The organism is Novosphingobium sp. BL-S-19, from assembly GCF_055521675.1.
Genome location: NZ_CM145497.1, coordinates 1,488,434 through 1,506,054, shown reverse-complemented (window position 1 = coordinate 1,506,054; position 17,621 = coordinate 1,488,434). Strand labels below are relative to the sequence as shown.

Genomic DNA, 17,621 nt, shown 5'->3' with positions numbered 1-17,621 from the left:
GCCTCTATTCCCGTTCAGCGTCCGTGACGGACTTCCAGAAGGTCATCCTTCCACACCGCAACGGTGCGCAGGGAGGGGCCGCTGCCAAGCGTGCGGAACCACGCATCGTAAGCACCCTCCAGCACACCCAGCAACATGGCCTGCCAGGAATGCCTGAGGTCCGGCACCACGGGCTCCGGCAGGCGGTGGTGACGTACGGTAATCGCATCGTCGCCCACGACAAGCTCGATATCGCCCCAGTCGAGATCCTGCCAGAAGTGGTTGATCCGATCCTGCAGGGCCGTGGCCTCGCTGACGTCCTCCAAAGGGACCAATGCGGCCATGCGCCGCCCGATCGCGCCAAAGAAACCGCGCGCCTGCTCGGCAGGCAGGTTCTCGGCCACTTCGGCAGCGGTCATCGTCGCCATCAACGCCAGACCGCCTACGCCGGTCATGTCCCCTTCGTGCCGGGGCGGCGGGAATGCCTGGAATTTCATCTTCCCGTGCTCCCGAAATTCTGTCTTACGCCAAACAAGCTGCGAAACTCATTGTAGTTGCCAAACGTATTATAGCTGGCTTCGCCGCCGATCCGCGTGGTGGGCGTGATCTTGTAATAGAGCGAGAGCAGGGTCGAAAGTGCGAACCCGGTCTTGCTGGTTTCATCGTAATAGGCACGAACATCGTTGTCGGCCGCCTTGTCCGCATCCAGTTGCGCCTGCAGCACCGGATCGATGGGATAGAGCGGGCTGGCGTCCTGGCTGTAGCTTTGGAAACCGGGCGTGAACGAGGCATGAAGGTCGAAACGATCGTCCTCCATGGCGTAGTTGATCGGGAAGCCCACGGAAATGAAGCTCTGCGGGCTGAAATAGCCGCCATTCCCCCACGTGAAGTAGTTTTGGCTCTTGTCGTAACCCTGATAGTTGACGTTGAGCCCCACGGTCAGCGTCGCGTGCGGGCTGGCATAGGCGCGCAAGTAACCGCCGACATTGGCCTCGAACCCGTTGTTGTGCGCCACGTTGGTGCCGCGGAAGCGGTAGTAGCGGCCGTCGGCATATACGCCGCTGCCGTCTTCGTCGTAGGACAGGCCCCCGCCGCCGGCCGTGCGCATGACCTGGCCCCAGAGCCGCCCGCTGACCGGATCGCGCGCGCCGGCGTAGGATACCACGCTGTCCGTCACCGGCTTGCGCTCCACCATGGCGGTGGCGCGCAAGTTCTGCGTGACTTTGGGCGTGACGGCGGCGCGGAAGGCGACTTGCGTCTTGCCCATGCCCACCGGCGTGGTGCCGACTTCGGCCTGGGCCATGTCGCTCTCATACCCGGCAGAGAAGGCGACGCCGGATTCGTTGACGCTGCCGGGGCCGGAGAACTGCGCTTCGGTCTGCGCGACGATGTTGTCCGCCTCGATCGTGGCGTTCTGGCCGAAGCGCGCCTGACCGGACTTGTTGGGCGCGCCGGCGTCGATGACCACGGCTTCGGCCTTCGCGAAGACGCGGCCGCCGGGAGCATCGGTGGAGAAACGCACCGATCCCTTGATTTCGTCCAGCTGGCTCAGGCCCTTTTCGCCCGAGCGTTGGCGATACCCGGTTTCGACGTCCACGCGCGGGCCGGTTTCCTGCGTCAGCGATGCCAGTTGAGACTGGATCTGCGCCATCACCGGATCGGCGGGGTAGGGCGTGGAGGAAGCCCCGGCCGGAACCGAGGTGACCGGGTAAGGTGAGGGCGCTGATCCAGCGGTGCCGACGCCGTAGGACGGCGAGGCATAGGCCACGGCGCCGGGGGTCTGGCCCGCCGCCGCGACCTGCATGGGAGCCATCGGTACGGCGGCCATGGCTTGGGCCGCGGGCGTCGCACCCGTTCCGGATGGCAGCCGGGTTCCGGAACCCAGCGCGAAGGGATTGACCGGCTGCGGTGCCGCGACAGCCATGTTGCGGAACGGGTTGGCACCGCCCGCCGGGCTCATCGCCGCGAAGGGATTGGCGCCGGAAAGCCCATCGATAGACGTGCCGCCCTGCCGCGCGACGTAGATTTCGCGGGCATCCTTCAGCAAGCGTGCGGCCGCGCGGTTGTTTCCGCGCGATTGTTCCACCCGCGCGAGCGTCATTCGCACTTCGTAATCCTGCGGGAATGCGCGCAGCACATCGGCCTGCGCCTTGCGCGACAGTTCGGTGTCGCCCGCCGCCTGCGCGGTTTCGGCGAGCCCGAGCAGCGCATCGCGGTCGCCGGGCTTGCGGGCCAATACCAGCTGCCAGGTCTGCGCTGCGCGCGCGGGCATTCCGCCGCTCTGGTAGAGCCGGGCGAGGCCAGCCAGCACATCCATATTGTCCGGCGCGGCAGTCCATGCCTGCTGGAGAATGTCGAAGGAATCGGCGTAGCGGCCTTCCAGGCGGGCACGGTCTGCTGTGGAAACCATCAGCGCGGCATTCATGCGCGCATAGGCCTGCTGCCCTTCCGGAGAGGATCCGGCCATGGCGCTGGCGCGCTGCAGCGCCTGCTGCGCCAGATCGTCCCGTCCGACACGGGCCAGCGTACCGATCAGCCCTTCATAGTCGCCGATGCTGGCAACTTGTCCCTGCAGCGCGTTCTCCGCCATGGCGCCGGCGCCGGCAGTATCGCCCAGTTCGTAGAGCGCATTGGCGATCGCGGCCTGCTTGCCGACGGGAATTCCGCTCATGGAGCCGAGCTGGCGCAAGTTGGCAAGCGCCTGCGCGGTCTGCCCGGTGGCCGCCATGGCCTTGGCGCGTTCGATCGCCTCGTCCGTCTTTACGCCAACCGCGAAGCTGCGCATGGGCGCGCTTCGCTGCGTTTCGGGGATCAAGTCGATCAGCCGCGCCGCTTCGGTCGGACGGCCGAGATCGGCATTGAGCAGCGCGGCGGCATAGATCGCGTCGGGCTGGCCCTTGTTGACCAGCGACCGGATCAGCGCTTCGGTTTCCGGAATGCGTCCGCGCTTCAGGTTGAATTCGGCGAATTCGTAGCGGATCCAGGGGTCTTCCGGATCGAGCACGAGCCCCTGCTGGAACTCGCGGATCGCGCCCAGATCGTCGCCATTGGCGGCAGCCGCCAGTGCGCGGCTGCGTGCGGCGCGCATCTGCAGGCGCTTGTCCTCGGCAACGGCGTTGCTGCCGGGGCTTTGACCGGCCTGCCGATAGAGATCGGCGGCATCGGCGTGGCGGCCCTGCCGCTCGTAGATATCCGCCAGCAGTTCCAGCGCGGGCCCGGGCTGCGGATAGCCGGAGCGGACAAGCGCTTCTGCCTTCTGCTGGGCTACGGCGACTTGCCCTTGCGCCAGTGCGCCGCGCGCTTCATCCATTCCGGCGAAGAACCGGGCCGAGGCAAGGCCCTGCGCCCATTGGTCGGGCTTGCCCAGGCGCGAGGCCTGATCCAGCAGATTGGCGGATTCGGCAAAGCGGCTCTGCCGCAGGCGCACGATGCCAAGGCCGCCCAATGCATCGGGATCGCGGGCATTGACCGACAATGCGCGTTCGAACTGCTCGGAGGCGCCCTCCAGATCGCCGCGATTGAGCGCGGCATAGCCGGCGACGCGGGCCTGACCGCCGCGATTGGCGGCAGTGGTGGCGGGACTTGCCGGCGCGGGCTTGGCCGGCGCCGGAGCGGCGACTTTCGCCGGTGCCTGCGTGCGCGCTGGTGCCGGTGCGGGCTTCGGTGCAGCAGGCTTGGCCGCGACCGGTGGCGGCGGCGCCTTGGGCTGGGCGGCAGGACGTGCCGGCGCACCTCTCGACGCGGCGATCACCGCCGGGTTGTTCGGATCGAGCGCCCGCGCGCGGCGCAGCGCCTGCTGGGCCAGATCCTCACGCCCCTTGGACCGCCAGTAGCGCGCCTGCTGCAGCAGCGCATCGACACCCGACGCCTGGGCGACCGCGGTGCCCGCACCGACGGTCAGACCGATCGGCGCGGTGGTGAGCAGCAGGGCCAGTCCGGCCAGGCGCATAGGTGTCTTCACGCGGTTCATGCCGTTTCGTCCGGATTGCCGAGGCGGCGCTGGGCCTGACGGCGGAAGTAGAGGTAGGCTGGTCCGGCCAGGATCACCGCGATGGCGAGCGCGCCGATGCCCATCAGCAGCGGTCGCTGGCTGAACCAGTAGGCCATCTTCATCCAGATCGGCAGCGATCCGCTCCAGTACCGGTTGCCGATGGCAAAGCTGCTCATGCCGTCGCCGCGCGTGACCGCCAGATCGCCTTGGATCGATGCGTTGATCTTCACATCGGCCATGCCGTCCACCAGCGCGGGCAGAGCAGCCGCATTGTCCGAAAGCAGCGCGACCACGGTGCGATCGGACGCATAGGGGGACCGGAAGCTGACGATGCCCGAGAAACCGCGCGCATTGTAGACCAGCGGGGCGGCCTGCATCGGATCGTCGCGCTGGGTCCCGCCGAAGAAGGCGGTGACGTATTGCATCGGCGACCGTTCGGCCACTTCAAGGTGTCCGTTGACATAGCGGACCGGGGCGCGGTCGAAGAGCGAGCCGGCGCCGGCAAGTTCGATGCCGCCCACCACCAGCACGTCCTGATCGGCAAGCTGGCCCGGATCGACTTGCGAAGCCACGGTCACAGACGTCACCGGAACGCCGGTGGAATCGCCGAACCGGCCCATCAGATCAAGGAACGCCTCCACCGATGCGGGCGAGGGGTTCTGCGCCATGATCACCGTCGTTTCGGCCAGATCGGGCGCCACCGTGAAGGGGAAGCCCGCGCCCGCAAAGGTCGCAAGGTCGGGCATCAGCAGAGCATGGTAAGCCGAAGTGAAGTCGATCGTGCTGTCCGCGTCGATCGAGCTGCGCACGTTTTCGGGCAGGGTGCCGGTGCACTTCTTCTTGTCGGCAATGACCATGTTGTAGTCGAACGTCAGCTCGTTCTGCCCGAACAGGTTGTAGCGCGGCAGCACGATCGTGGCGGTCGAATCCTGACTTTTCGCGCCGCTCTGGCCGAACAGTTCTTCCCACCACTTGGAGCCCATCGGCAGCGATTTCAGGTACTGCCCGTTCAGCGACACGTCGAGCCGCGAAGCCCGCTTGTCCAGCCACTGGGCGACCGGATAGCGATAGCCGAGGCTGAGCTTGCCTCCTTCGCGCGGCCAGAAGAACAGATCCGGCGCGACGCGGAAGCTGGCGCTGAGCGGTCCGGGGCGGAAGCCCATACCTTCCAGCGCGTAGGCGGGCATGATGCTGCCCAGCTTGACGGGGTGATCGGTGCTGATCCAGCGCAGCGCGCCATAGCGCGGCCATGACGGGATACGTACGTCGTCGAAGCCCATCCGCTGGCCGCCGAATACACCGCGGCCAAGCGCGACGGCACCGGCGGCAAGCCGCAGTTCGCCGTCGCTGCGGCCCATCAGCACCAGCAGCGTTCCGTTCGGGTCCGCCGGGTTGCGGACCACCGATGCCGAAGGCCCGCCGATATCGCCGACGGCAAGGCCCGGAATGGACTGCCCCGCCTTCAGGAAGACGACCGCATTGCCCTTCGGCAGCGCGCCATAGACCGGCTTGAACGAGAACCCGCGATAGCTGGCCATTGCGCCCAACCAGGACGCTGTGGCGGCGGCGGCCTCAAGCTCGCCCTTGTGGGGCTGGCCGGCGAAGACGAAAGGAACCTTCAGTTGCGAATTCTGCCCCTTGTCGAAGAAGGGCATCGGCAGGCGGGCAAGGTCCGGCGCGAAGGGCAGCGGCTGATACTGGAAGTCGATCCAGGAGCGGACGTTGCTGATATTGGCCCAGAGCACCGAATTGAACGGATCCTCGCAATCGCGGGCATAATGGCCGACGAGGCGCAGGTTCAACTGGTTGTCACCCGGCAGGAACAGCGCCGGATTGATGGCGATACGCAGGACCTGACCGGCGGCGTCGCCACGCGTCAGGGGCACGGTCTGCACCACTTCACCGTTCATCATGACCACCAGGTGGCTCATGTCGTCGAGCATCATGGGCGACCACGACGTCTGCAGCGTCAGCACGGCGGAAGTCACCACGCGGTCCTGCCGCATGCCGAAGGGGATGCCGATCTCGCCCGAAGTGCCCTGCAGGCGGATCGGACGCGTGATGCGCATGTCCTTGAGCGTCAGGCGCTCACCAATGCCGCCCGGCTGCAGGGCTGCGGCGGCGGTCGCCGGCGCGGCTACAGGTGTTGCGGCCTTTGCTGGGGATTGGGCCGGCACCGGGGCGGCGTGAACTTCGCGGGTGCCGATCACCATGGTGGCCAGGCCCAGTGCCAGCGCGCCGATCAGCGCTGCCGCCTTGGCGGCACGGCGGAACGGCAGTCCACCAACCTCGGAGGTCTTGCCGGGGGCGCCGGGCGAGGGAAGGAAGGGATCGGTGTCATCCACCGGCGCGATAAGGGCGGCCTGTTCGCGCATCGCGCGCCGTTCGGCAAAGTTTAGGCGCAGCATACGCTTGATGGTCACCATGTCGACAAGGATGATATCGGCGAGCGAGCGGATCCCGTGGACCTGCTCATGGGGGCCGGACGGCTGCCAGGCATCGGCCCGGCCCATCACGGCACGGACGAGATGGCGCCCGGCAAGGACGTCAAGCTCTTCGAAACGAACGTAGGCATTGGTCCCGTTGGTACGCAGGGTTTCCACCGGGATGGACAGCACTTCATCGCCCATGGCCATGGTGATGTGGCTGACCGCCAGATCACGCACCGGCTGCCCGGCCGGCAACGAAAGCGCCGCGCCGCCCATCGAAATGTCGATAGTGCGGGCAGACAGGACGTGGCCGGATTCGAGATAGGCGGTCACCGGCAGTTCCACCGGAATGCGGATGTCCTTGCGCGCCTGCCGCGTCTCGCGCGCCACCGAAACGGCAGCGACGAGGATGATCAGGCTGAACGATGCCCATGCCGCGTTCAGCACCAGCGTATCGGTCTGGACGTTGAACATGTAAGGGAAGAACAGCCATTTCACGACGGCCAGCGCGATCCCCGCCACTAGCAGACCGATGCAGATCAGGTGCGGACGCACGATCGCCCAGTCGAAATAGGTGCGATCGAGCAGGCTGCCCTTGTCCGTCACGTTGAACTTGCCCTTGCGGGGCTGGAACAGCGTCAGGATCGTCGGCTTCACCAGATGGAAGGCCAGGATCGTTTCGTAGACTTCGCCCCAGAACGGCCGGCGATCACCCCCCTGCGTGCGCAAGTTGGCCGCCGCCGCGCAGAACAGGTGCGGCATGGCATAGGCGAAGATCAGCGAGGCGGAGGCCTGGATGATGTTCAGTCCGAAGATCAGGTAGGCCAGCGGACTGGTCAGGAACGCGATGCGCGGCAACGGATACTGAAAGTGCAGCATCGCATTGAGGTAGCAAAGCCGCTGCTGCCAGGTCAGGCCGGGGCCGAACAGCGGATTGTCGATACGCAGGATCTGCGTCATGCCGCGAGCCCAGCGAATGCGCTGGCCGACGTGAAGAACCAAGCGCTCGGTCGCAAGGCCGGCCGAAAGGCGCGCGCTGACATAGGCCGTGTTCCAGCCTGTCCGCTGCAGTTTCAACGCGGTATGTGCGTCCTCGGTCACCGTTTCGCCGGCGAAACCGTTGGTTTCCATCAGCGCGGCGCGGCGGATGATCGCGCAGGAACCGCAGAAGAAGGCCGCGTTCCACAAGTCGTTGCCGCCCTGGACCGGGCCGTAGAACAAGTCGCCCTCGCCGGGCATACCTTCGATCACGCCGGCCAGATTGCGCTGGACGGGATCCGGTGAATACATGTGGTGCGGGGTCTGCAGCAGGGCCAGGCGCGGATCCTTCTGGAACCAGCCGACGGTCAGCTGCAGGAAGGCCCGAGTGGGCACGTGGTCGCAATCGAAGATGGCGATCAGTTCGCCATCGGTCTTGCCCATCGCCGCGTTGAGATTGCCTGCCTTGGCGTGCAGGTTGTTGTCGCGGGTGATGTAGCCGCAGCCGGCCTCTCGCGCGAAGGCGCGGAATTCCGCGCGCTTGCCATCGTCGAGGATGAAGACGCGGTAACGGTCCGCCGGATAATCGAGGTCCATCGCCGCGAACACCGTGTTGCGCACGATGTCCAGGCTTTCGTTGTAGGTCGGGATATAGATGTCGACCGTCGGCCAGAGCTCCGCTGGGCCCTGCGGCTCGATCACGGGCCGGTCGAGCGGCCAGCTGGTCTGGACGAAGCCCAGCACCAGAATGACCCAGGCATAGAGCTCGGCCAGGTAGAGCCCGCCGCCCAACAGGAATTCGGGCAGGGTGCCAAAGGCCAGCGTCTGGGTGGTGCGCCAGAACATGTACCGGGTGGAGATCAGCACCGCCAGCAGGCCAAGCGCCAGCGACCCCTTGCGGCCCGGCCAGCGCTGCAACACTATCGTGCCAGCTATGGCGACTGCCGCGAAGATCCACTGGGATCGCATGTCCAGCGGCACGCCGACGACCATTCCCGCCACCAGTACGATCGGTACGATGGCAAGATACTGCAATGCCTTTTGCGGCAATATCCTACCCGTCATGCAGCGCGGCTCGCGGATGGGGCGATCCAGGATGCGGAAGTGGATTCCAGCGCAGGCACGATCGCAGCCGAAATAGCGCGAACGTCATGAAGAGCCGTGCTGGCCGGTGCATAGCGCGACAATGGTTGCAGCATGGCGATCGCTTCGGGCACGGCTTCGTCCTGCCGGATACGGCCGATCAGGCGCGGTCCCGCCAGTTCGCGGACGAACGCGGCGCCATGACGCGAAAGTCGGCGTGTTTCGTCCAGGGCGTTGATGACGAAGGCAGTGCGCAGCAAACCCTCGCTGCCCGTCTCGCCGAACATCTGCGGCAGCAGGGCAAGCGTGTCGGGTTGCGCGGTCAAGGTGCAGATATGGGCGCAGGCCTGCTCACCAAGGCGCAGCGCTGCGCGATATTCGCCCGATGGCATGTCGATCACCATGACGCGGTCACGACCGGGGGTAAGGTAGCCCAGATCGCCCAGCATCGGCAGGAGATCGGCATCTTCGGCAGAGCGATGCCAGTGGCGCAGATTGATGCCGCCCACCAGCACGGCTTCGTCGGCAGGTGCAGTCAAGGCGGGCAGGGCGATGGCTTGCGAAAGCCCGAAATGCAGCGCGAGGGTGTCACGCCGGGCAATGGTCAGCACGGTGACGTCCGCACCTTCGGCGGCAAGGCCCATGGCCAGATGGGCCGCAACGAACGTATTTCCCGTTCCACCCTTGGGCGCATGGCAAAGAACCAGCGGCATCAGTTTTCTCCCCGCTCGCTGTCATCGCGGCGTTCGCCGGAAAGGCGGCGAAGCAGGCCGCGAACGTCCTTTTGCGCAGCCCCCTCGTTCGGTTGCGCAGGGGCGGCCGGCACATCCTGCTCGTAGCGACTGAACACGGATTTCAGCGGTTCGGCCGCCGGCTGCGGTGGCGAGGAAGCTGCGGTTTCCGGCCGGTCGGAGGGAAGGGGGGAAGCTGCGGCCGCCTTTTGCGGCAGGGCCGGGTCGAGGGCCTGCAGGCGAGGATCGCGCAAGAGCGCCTCCAGGATCGGCCAGAGTTCCAGATCGGTAAACCGATCCTCAAATTCCTTGTATGCAAAATCACTTCTGCCGAGACGGTCCAGCAGGTTGCGGGCATCGATGCGCATGGTTCGTTGTCCTACCTTACTCTGGCCGACCTAATTAAAATTGGTAAATATCTGGTTTGCGCGCAACGGAAAGTCGAAATGCTTGCGCAGCGTGAATTTTCTTTTGCACTGCAGCAGAAAGAGCGCAGCGATCCGACTATGCATCGGCACGGCGATGGTGCGAATGCGCGGCCTGGATGTTTGGGCCGATCATGGCGGCGCAGTTTTCCACCTTGCCGTCTTCCCCGGTCCCGCCGCGCAATTGCCTTTTCGCATATAATGTGAACCAACTGGTAAATCTGGATTTCCGCCGAAACCCTCGGACGCGCCTATTGCCGGCGCAACCGAAGGCCGGCTTCGGGACTTTGGCAAGAAGACGGCCCCGCAAGAGTTCGCCGCGATAGAGGATTGGCAGGGTGCAAAGGGACAGCCAACTCGAATTGCCTGTGGCGCAATACTTGCGCCTGAGGCGTCATATACCGCCGCTCTACGGCGTTCTTGCGGTTAACGCGGGGGCGCTGGCGTTTACACATCGCCACACTGCGCCGGTTTTTCTGACACTGGCGATTCCCTGCCTGCTGGTGCTGGCCTGTCTTCACCGCATCCATGTCTGGGCGCGCCCGGTCGATGCGGCGACCATCGCCGCTACGGATGCGCAGCGGATGATGCGGCGGACGACCTGGCTGGGCATCGCCATGACGCTGGGCTTTCTTGTTTGGGCTCTGGTGTTGGATCAGTACGGCAGCCCGGAGCAGAAAGGCCATGTGGTGGTCTTCATCGCCACCACCGTGCTTGCCTGCATATTCTGCCTTACGCATCTACCGCGCGCGGCAGCGGCAATCGGTGTCATCGTGATCGGCGCATTCACGATATATTCGATTGTCATGGGGCCGGAAGAGCGCATCGCCATGGCCCTTTCGATCGGACTGGTGACCGCGCTGATCCTCTTCGTGATTCGCGATTCCTTCGCATCCTTCGTTCACCTGGAGGAATCGCGGGCTGCGCTGATTGCCGGCCAAAGGCGGGCGGAGCGGTTGGAGGCTGAAAGCGCGCGTCTGGCCAGGACCGATGCACTGACCCAATTGCCCAATAGAAGGCGCTTTTTCGAAGACGTGGAACAGCGCCTTGCGCAGGCGAGGGCGCATACTGGGATACAGAATGGGGCGGGCAGGAGCGGGGGCGCCGACGCAAGATTTTCCATCGGACTGATGGATCTCGACGGGTTCAAGCCGGTGAACGATACGCACGGGCACGCTCAGGGCGACCGGCTGTTGCAAATCATCGGCCAGCGTCTTGCCGATGCATGTGCGGACAAGGGGGCGGTGGCCAGGCTCGGCGGCGATGAATTCGGCATCATCGTGCCCGGCGGCCTGTCCGATGCGCAGGCGCTGGTGCAGGACCTTTGCGTGGCCACGCAGGAGACCGTCAAACTTGGCGATACGCTGGTATCCGTGGGCGCATCCGGCGGGGTTGCGGCTTATCCCGTGTCCGGCCAGAACGCCAACGACCTGTTCGATCGCGCCGATTTCGCGCTCTATCACGCCAAGCGACATGCGCGGGGCAATTGCCTGAAGTTCTCGGAAGAATTCGAAAAGCTGATCCGGGCGGATCACATGATCGAGGCGGCCTTGCAATCGGCCGATCTGGCAGCGGAAGTATCGCTGGTGTTTCAGCCGATCTTCGCGCTTGAAACGATGAAGCCGGTGGCGGTCGAGGCGCTGGCGCGATGGACGTCGCCCGTCGCCGGTCCCGTCTCGCCGGGAACGCTGATGTCTTGCGCGGAAAAGCTGGGCATCCTGCGCCCACTGACGTTTCACTTGTTCGAACTGGCGGTGGGGGCCGCGCAGTCCCTGCCAGGTTATCTGCGCATGTCCTTCAACCTTTCGGCAGGCGATCTGGCCAATGCCCAGACGGTGGACGGAATTCTGGAACGGATCGCCAGCACCGGTCTCGATGCAAGCCGGCTGGTCTTCGAAGTTACCGAAACCTCGCTGATCTCGAATTTCCCGGCCGCCGTTCGCGAACTCCAGCGTCTGCGGGCATGTGGCGCCAAGATCGCTCTGGACGATTTCGGCACCGGATTCTCGACGTTCAATTCACTGCAGCGACTGCCGCTCGATATCCTGAAAATCGACAGAAGCTTTGCCGATCGAATGCAGGACGATGCCTGTCGCCGCGTGCTTACGGGCATTTGCTCACTGGCGGCCTCGATGTCGCTCGATTGCGTGATCGAGGGTATCGAAACCGAGAGCCAGTTGGATACGGCCCGCGCACTGGGTTTTCCTCTCGTGCAAGGGTTCTTCCTTGGCCCGCCGGTGCCGCGCGATGATATCCTGCGTCAAAACGCCGATACGGGAACTGCGTCTCAGATCGATTAAATTTAACATAAGATATATTATCAATCTAACGGGATGGGATAGAGGGGATGCTGGACGCGCAGGCGATCATGGAAAAAGCGCAAGCGAAAGTCGGCATCGACGACACCGACCTTGCCCCCCGTCGCAATCTGCAAATGCTGCTGGCTTCGCTACGGAACTCTTTCCGGATGTCGCCTGCCGGCGAAGTCGCTGCCGCCGCCATGCTGGAAATGGACACGATCAACCGGCTGGAAACGCTCAAGTGGCTGCGCGACTACCCGGAGATCGCCGATGAAGCGGTGGCAGCGCCGGTCTTCCTGATGGGGCTGCCACGTTCGGGCACCACTTTCCTGCAATACCTTTTCGATCGCGATCCCCGGTTCCGGCTGATCCGTACGTGGGAATCGATGATGCCCTGCCCGCCCGCGGGCTTCGCGCCGGAAACGATCGCACCGCGACGGCAGGCCTGGATCGAGCTTCAGAAAAAGCGGCCCCATTTCGACGGGTTCGAAGCCTTGCACCTCTATGACGAGGATGGTTCGGACGAATGCCATGCGTTCCTCGAACAGAGTTTCGGCGCTGCCGGGCTGCACAACCTCTACAGAGTGCCCGCCTATTTCGATTACCTTCTGGACGAGGTCGATCTCGCCGAAACCTATCGTATCCACAGGCGCCAGTTGCAGTGCCTGCAGTGGCGCCGCCGTCCCAAGCCCTGGGCGCTCAAGTACCCGAACCATGTGCTTGCAATGGACGCGATCCTGGAAGTCTATCCCGATGCGCAGTTCGTCATGACCCATCGCGATCCAGTCCAGGCGCTGGCATCCATCGCGAAGATGACGGCGAACTTGCGCGGCATGAAAAGCGCCGATCCCGTGGACCGTGCGCAAGTCGGCAGTGACATGCTTCACTTCATCAGCCGGCATATCGATCGCATCATGGAGTTCGACGCAGGCCCTCACCGGGACCGGGTCATCCACGTCGACTATTATACCCTTGCCGACGATCCAGTGTCGGCAATGCGGGAAATTCACTCCAGACTGGGGATCGACACCCCGGACCAGATCGCGCGGTCGGTCGCCACGTGGCATGCGGACAATCCCAAGAATGCCCGCGGAAGCAATGCTTACGCGCTGGAGCAGTTCGGATTGCTTGAGCACGATGTGCTCGGGCAGTTCGCGCCCTACGTCCGGCGTTTCGATATTCCGCGCGAGGCGGAAGGTGTGGCGGCGGCGCGACGGCAGCCTATTTGCAAAGATATGTTTCAAGGGGGCGCCCAAGCATAGGCAATCGCAAAATCTTTACCTATGAGGACCGCATGGATGACAACCTGCGCCGCGCCGCTCTCGATTATCACCGGTACCCTCAGCCGGGAAAACTTCGGATCGAACCCACCAAGCGAATGGTCAACCAGCGTGACCTCGCGCTGGCGTACTCCCCCGGCGTTGCCGCGCCTTGCGAGGAGATCGCTGCCGATCCCGACAAGGCGCTGGACTATACCGCGCGCGGCAATCTGGTCGCGGTGATCTCCAACGGCACGGCGGTGCTGGGCCTTGGCGCGATCGGCGCCCTCGCCTCCAAGCCGGTGATGGAAGGCAAGGCCGTCCTCTTCAAGAAGTTCGCCGACATCGACGTGTTCGATATCGAGGTGGACACCACCGATCCCGACAAGTTCGTGGAAGCCGTGGCGCTGCTGGAACCGACCTTCGGCGGCATCAATCTGGAGGATATCAAGGCCCCGGAATGCTTCGCCATCGAGGCGCGGCTGAAGGAACGCATGAACATTCCGGTGTTTCATGACGATCAGCACGGCACGGCGATTGTTGTGGCCGCGGCCGTGCGCAATGCGCTGGTGTTGCAGGGCAAGACGCTGGCCGAGGCCCGCCTGGTCACGTCCGGCGCGGGTGCAGCAGCCCTCGCCTGCGTGGATCTTCTCGTCTCCATGGGCCTTCCGGTCGAGAATGTGACGCTGACCGACAAGGATGGCGTCATCCATTCGGGGCGCGAGGGCATGTTGCCCAACATGGCGCGCTATGCCCGCCAGACCGATGCCCGCTCGCTGCCCGAAGTGCTGCCCGGCGCCAACCTGTTCCTGGGGCTTTCGGCACCCGGCGTGCTCAAGCCCGAATGGCTGCCGCTGATGGCCCCCAATCCCCTGATCTTCGCCCTTGCCAATCCGGAGCCGGAAATCCGCCCCGAACTGGCGCGCGAAGTGCGGCCCGATGCGATCATCGCCACAGGCCGTTCCGATTATCCCAATCAGGTCAACAACGTCCTGTGCTTCCCCTACATCTTCCGCGGCGCGCTGGACGTCGGGGCGACCGCGATCAACGAGGAGATGAAGGCGGCTGCAGCGGAAGCCATCGCCGCCCTCGCCCGCCTTCCCGCGCATGACAGCGTGGCGGAAGCCTATGGCGGTCGCAAGCTGGTGTTCGGGCCGGAATACATCATCCCCACCCCCTTCGATCCCCGCCTGATCGGAGAGATCGCCACCGCCGTCGCCCGCGCGGCGATGGCCAGCGGCGTGGCCCGCAAAACGATCGATCTGGACGAATACAAGCGCACCCTCACGCACCAGAACGCCCGTTCCGGCCAGTTGATGCTGCCGGTGTTCGAGGCGGCGCGGGGTTCGGGCCGCCGCATCGTCTATGGCGAGGGTGAGGATGCCCGCGTGCTGCGCGCCATTCAGGACGCGCTCGACGAAGACATGGTCCGCCCGACCATCATCGCCCGCCGGCGCATCCTGCGGGAGAAGTTGCCGGACCTGGGCCTGAGCTTCGAACTCGATCGCGATGTCGAGGTGATCGATCCCGAAACCGATCACGAAGTGATGAACGACCTGGTCGACGCCTATCGCTCCATCGCTTCGCGCAAGGGCGTTCCTGCCGACGAGATCTTCCGCCACGTCTATCGCCGACCGACGCTGACTGCGGCACTGATGCTGCGTACGGGCCGGGTCGAGGCCGCGCTTGTCGGCGGTCGTTCGGAATACTGGGGCCAGATCGAGCACGTTCTGCGGGTTATCGATCGCAAGCCGGGCAACAGCCGGGTCTATGCCCTCTCCGGCCTGATCCTGGATGCGGGCGCGCTGTTCATCACCGATACGCACATGGTGCCGGATCCCACGCCGGAACAGATTGCGGAAATGGCCCAGTTGGGCGCTACGCAGCTGAAGAATTTCGGGCTGCGCCCACGGGTGGCGCTGCTGTCGCATTCCAACTTCGGCGCCTCGCATAGCCCCAGCGCGCGCAAGATGCGTGCAGCGCTGGAGATCGTCAAAGCGGCCGCGCCGGATCTGCAGGTCGATGGCGAAATGCATGCCGACGCGGCCCTCAGCCAGGCCTTGCGTGACCGTCTTGTTCCCGATTCACGCTTCGAAGGTCCGGCGAACCTGCTCGTCATGCCCACGCTGGATGCGGCGAACATCACGCTGACCGCGCTTTCGGCCTCTTCAAGCTCGCCCACCGTGGGTCCGATCCTGATGGGCCTTGCCCAGCCGATCCATGTCCTGACGCCGGGCGTCACCGCGCGCGGTATCCTGAACCTGACCGCAATCGCCGCAGCCGAACTGGACCAGCGCGCGAAATAAATCGCCTTGGGGAGAGCGAGGTCGGCCGACCTCGCTCTCCGACCAATCGTTCCGGTCAACGCACGCGCGATACCGCACATCGCCCCCTTTCCGTCACGCTAAATAGTATTCACTATTTAGCGTGACGGCACGCGGACGGAGGACGGGGCGATGATCACCGAACTGCTCGATTTTTCGGGAAAGGCGGCCATCGTCACGGGGGGCGCGACGGGCATCGGCTATGCCACGGCCTTGCAGCTGGCGCGGCTGGGGGCACGGGTGGCGATCTGCAGCCGGTCCGCCGATGAACTCGATGCCGCGGCCCATCGTATTGCGGCAGAGAGCGGTAGCGAATGTCTGGCGATCCCGACCGACGTGAAGGACGAGGACGCCGTGATCCGCATGGTGGCGCGCACGGTGGATGCGTTCGGCCGGATCGATGTATTGGTCAACAATGCCGGCGGCACCCGCATGGGTCCGCTGGAAGCGATCCCGACCCGCGGCTGGGATGCGATCTTCGACCTCAATGCGAAATCGGCGTATCTCTGTACGCGTGAGGCGGGCCGGCACATGATCGCGGCCCGATCGGGCGCAATCGTCAATGTCTCATCCAATGCGGGGATCACCGGCGTGAAGGGCGGCGCGCACTATTCGGCGGCGAAGGCGGCATTGCAGATGTTCACCACCGTCACCGCCGCCGAATGGGGACGGCACGGCATCCGCGTGAACTGCGTGGCCGCCGGCATGATCGCCAGCCCGCGCGCGGCTGCGGCATGGGACGCGGCGGGCCTTTCCGGTGCGGATATGGCCGCGCCCATCCCGCTCGGACGTCCGGGTACGCCTGACGAGATGGCGAACATGATCGTGTTTCTGGCCAGCGATGCGGCTTCCTACGTCACCGCGCAGACGATCGCGGTCAACGGAGGCCCGTCTCTGGGCGGCATGGCGCTGGAATGAAACGGAAAGGGAAGGTTCCGGGCATGGACGATACGATCAAGCCGCTGATGGACTATCTCGCTCCACTTGAGGACGCGGTTGCGCAGCTTGCGAACACCTGGCGGCCTGACGATCCGGCCTATCGTGCCGACGTCTACCGTCAGATCATGATGCAGTTCTCCTACGCCTATTTCGCGTTCTTCCATGCCGATGCCGATCACCCGGACTGGGCGCCGCTTTGGAACCCGGTTTTCACGTTGCAGCCCAATCCGGACGACATCTACCTCTACTGCCCGATCAGCAGTGATCGGCGCTACCGCATCAGCGGCAATCGCGGGACGGTGAAGATGGTGACCTTCACCACCCAGCTGAGCCTTGCCGGCATGCCCTGGGAAAACGACCTGACCGGTGCGCACTACAATGACATCGACGACGGCGACCTGCAGATCGACGCCCAAGGCGACTTCGAACTGCTGCTGAGCGCCGAGCGGCCGGAGGGCTATCGCGGCAACTGGCTGCGCATCGCACCCGGCGCGCGGGTCCTGATGACGCGCTATCGCAGTTATGACTGGGAGAATGAGGTCGATCCCCGCATGTCGATCGAATGCCTTGATCCCGTCGCGCCAAAGCAGCGGCTATCGCCGGCACAGATCATGGAGCGCATCGATCACATGGCGCACATGCCGGAACGTGCCCTGAGGCTGTTCTACCCGATGCAGAACGGCATCCGCGAGCGTGTGGGCGTGAATGTGTTCGAACCGGTCAAATACGGCGGGTCTTTCACGCGGCAGGTCTACCTGCCGGCGGTCTACGAACTGGAGGATGGAGAGGCGCTGATCGTCGAGACGGACCTGCCCGCGCAGCGCCGCTACTGGAATTTCCAGCTTAACGACCCCTACTTCAACGCCACCGAATACGTCTATCGCCAGTCCAGCACCAACGGGCACTATGCGCGCGTAAGCTCGGACGGGAAGTTCCGCGCAGTGATCGCACTGGAGGATCCCGGCGTGCCGAACTGGCTCGATCCCGCAGGGTTCAAGCAGGGCACGATCTACGGGCGCTGGTACGATTGCGACAGCGAACCGACGCCGACGATCACGCGCGTACCGCTTGCCGAGTTGCGCGATCATCTGCCTGCCGACACGCCGGTCGTCTCACCGCAGGACCGGGCGGAAGAACTCCGCCGGAGGGTGCGCGCCTGCCAGCGCCGGCGGCGCTGGTAAGG

Annotated in this window: 10 protein-coding genes; 5 read left to right on the top strand and 5 right to left on the bottom strand. The window is 64.8% G+C overall.

Translation table 11 applies throughout. The features are described from left to right. Positions 1-14: 14 nt before the first annotated feature. The 5 genes from bcsD to ACZ1JV_RS06365 are packed head-to-tail and all read right to left on the bottom strand — an operon-like array spanning position 15 to position 9,559. On the bottom strand, positions 15-476 hold the full coding sequence (bcsD, locus tag ACZ1JV_RS06385; protein WP_465148838.1) for a cellulose biosynthesis protein BcsD: 462 nt from the start codon (positions 474-476) through the stop codon (positions 15-17). After that, positions 473-3,949, bottom strand: a complete 3,477-nt coding sequence (locus tag ACZ1JV_RS06380; protein ID WP_465148837.1) for a cellulose biosynthesis protein BcsC — start codon at positions 3,947-3,949, stop codon at positions 473-475. The genes bcsD and ACZ1JV_RS06380 overlap by 4 nt, the downstream gene beginning before the upstream one ends. Next, positions 3,946-8,442: a UDP-forming cellulose synthase catalytic subunit gene (bcsA, locus tag ACZ1JV_RS06375; protein ID WP_465148836.1), complete on the bottom strand. Its 4,497-nt coding sequence runs from the start codon at positions 8,440-8,442 to the stop codon at positions 3,946-3,948. Before bcsA ends, ACZ1JV_RS06380 begins: the two co-directional genes overlap by 4 nt. Then, complete coding sequence (locus ACZ1JV_RS06370; RefSeq protein ID WP_465148835.1) at positions 8,439-9,173, bottom strand: cellulose synthase operon protein YhjQ/BcsQ; 735 nt, start codon at positions 9,171-9,173, stop codon at positions 8,439-8,441. The genes bcsA and ACZ1JV_RS06370 overlap by 4 nt, the downstream gene beginning before the upstream one ends. Then, positions 9,173-9,559, bottom strand: a complete 387-nt coding sequence (locus tag ACZ1JV_RS06365) for a hypothetical protein (RefSeq protein ID WP_465148834.1) — start codon at positions 9,557-9,559, stop codon at positions 9,173-9,175. Before ACZ1JV_RS06365 ends, ACZ1JV_RS06370 begins: the two co-directional genes overlap by 1 nt. Before the next feature lie 395 nt (positions 9,560-9,954). On the opposite strand from ACZ1JV_RS06365, the gene ACZ1JV_RS06360 reads away from it, so the two are divergent. The 5 genes from ACZ1JV_RS06360 (at position 9,955) to ACZ1JV_RS06340 (ending at position 17,619) form a co-directional block, all read left to right on the top strand. After that, positions 9,955-11,916 (top strand): putative bifunctional diguanylate cyclase/phosphodiesterase, encoded by a 1,962-nt coding sequence (locus ACZ1JV_RS06360; RefSeq protein ID WP_465148833.1) that lies wholly within the window; start codon positions 9,955-9,957, stop codon positions 11,914-11,916. Between the two features lie 47 nt (positions 11,917-11,963). After that, complete coding sequence (locus ACZ1JV_RS06355; protein WP_465148832.1) at positions 11,964-13,178, top strand: sulfotransferase family protein; 1,215 nt, start codon at positions 11,964-11,966, stop codon at positions 13,176-13,178. 32 nt (positions 13,179-13,210) lie between these two features. After that, positions 13,211-15,481 (top strand): NADP-dependent malic enzyme, encoded by a 2,271-nt coding sequence (locus tag ACZ1JV_RS06350; RefSeq protein ID WP_465139576.1) that lies wholly within the window; start codon positions 13,211-13,213, stop codon positions 15,479-15,481. A 150-nt stretch (positions 15,482-15,631) separates the two neighbouring features. Beyond that, complete coding sequence (locus tag ACZ1JV_RS06345; RefSeq protein ID WP_465148831.1) at positions 15,632-16,417, top strand: SDR family NAD(P)-dependent oxidoreductase; 786 nt, start codon at positions 15,632-15,634, stop codon at positions 16,415-16,417. Between the two features lie 23 nt (positions 16,418-16,440). Then, positions 16,441-17,619, top strand: a complete 1,179-nt coding sequence (locus ACZ1JV_RS06340; RefSeq protein WP_465148830.1) for a DUF1214 domain-containing protein — start codon at positions 16,441-16,443, stop codon at positions 17,617-17,619. The last annotated feature ends 2 nt before the right edge of the window (positions 17,620-17,621 follow it).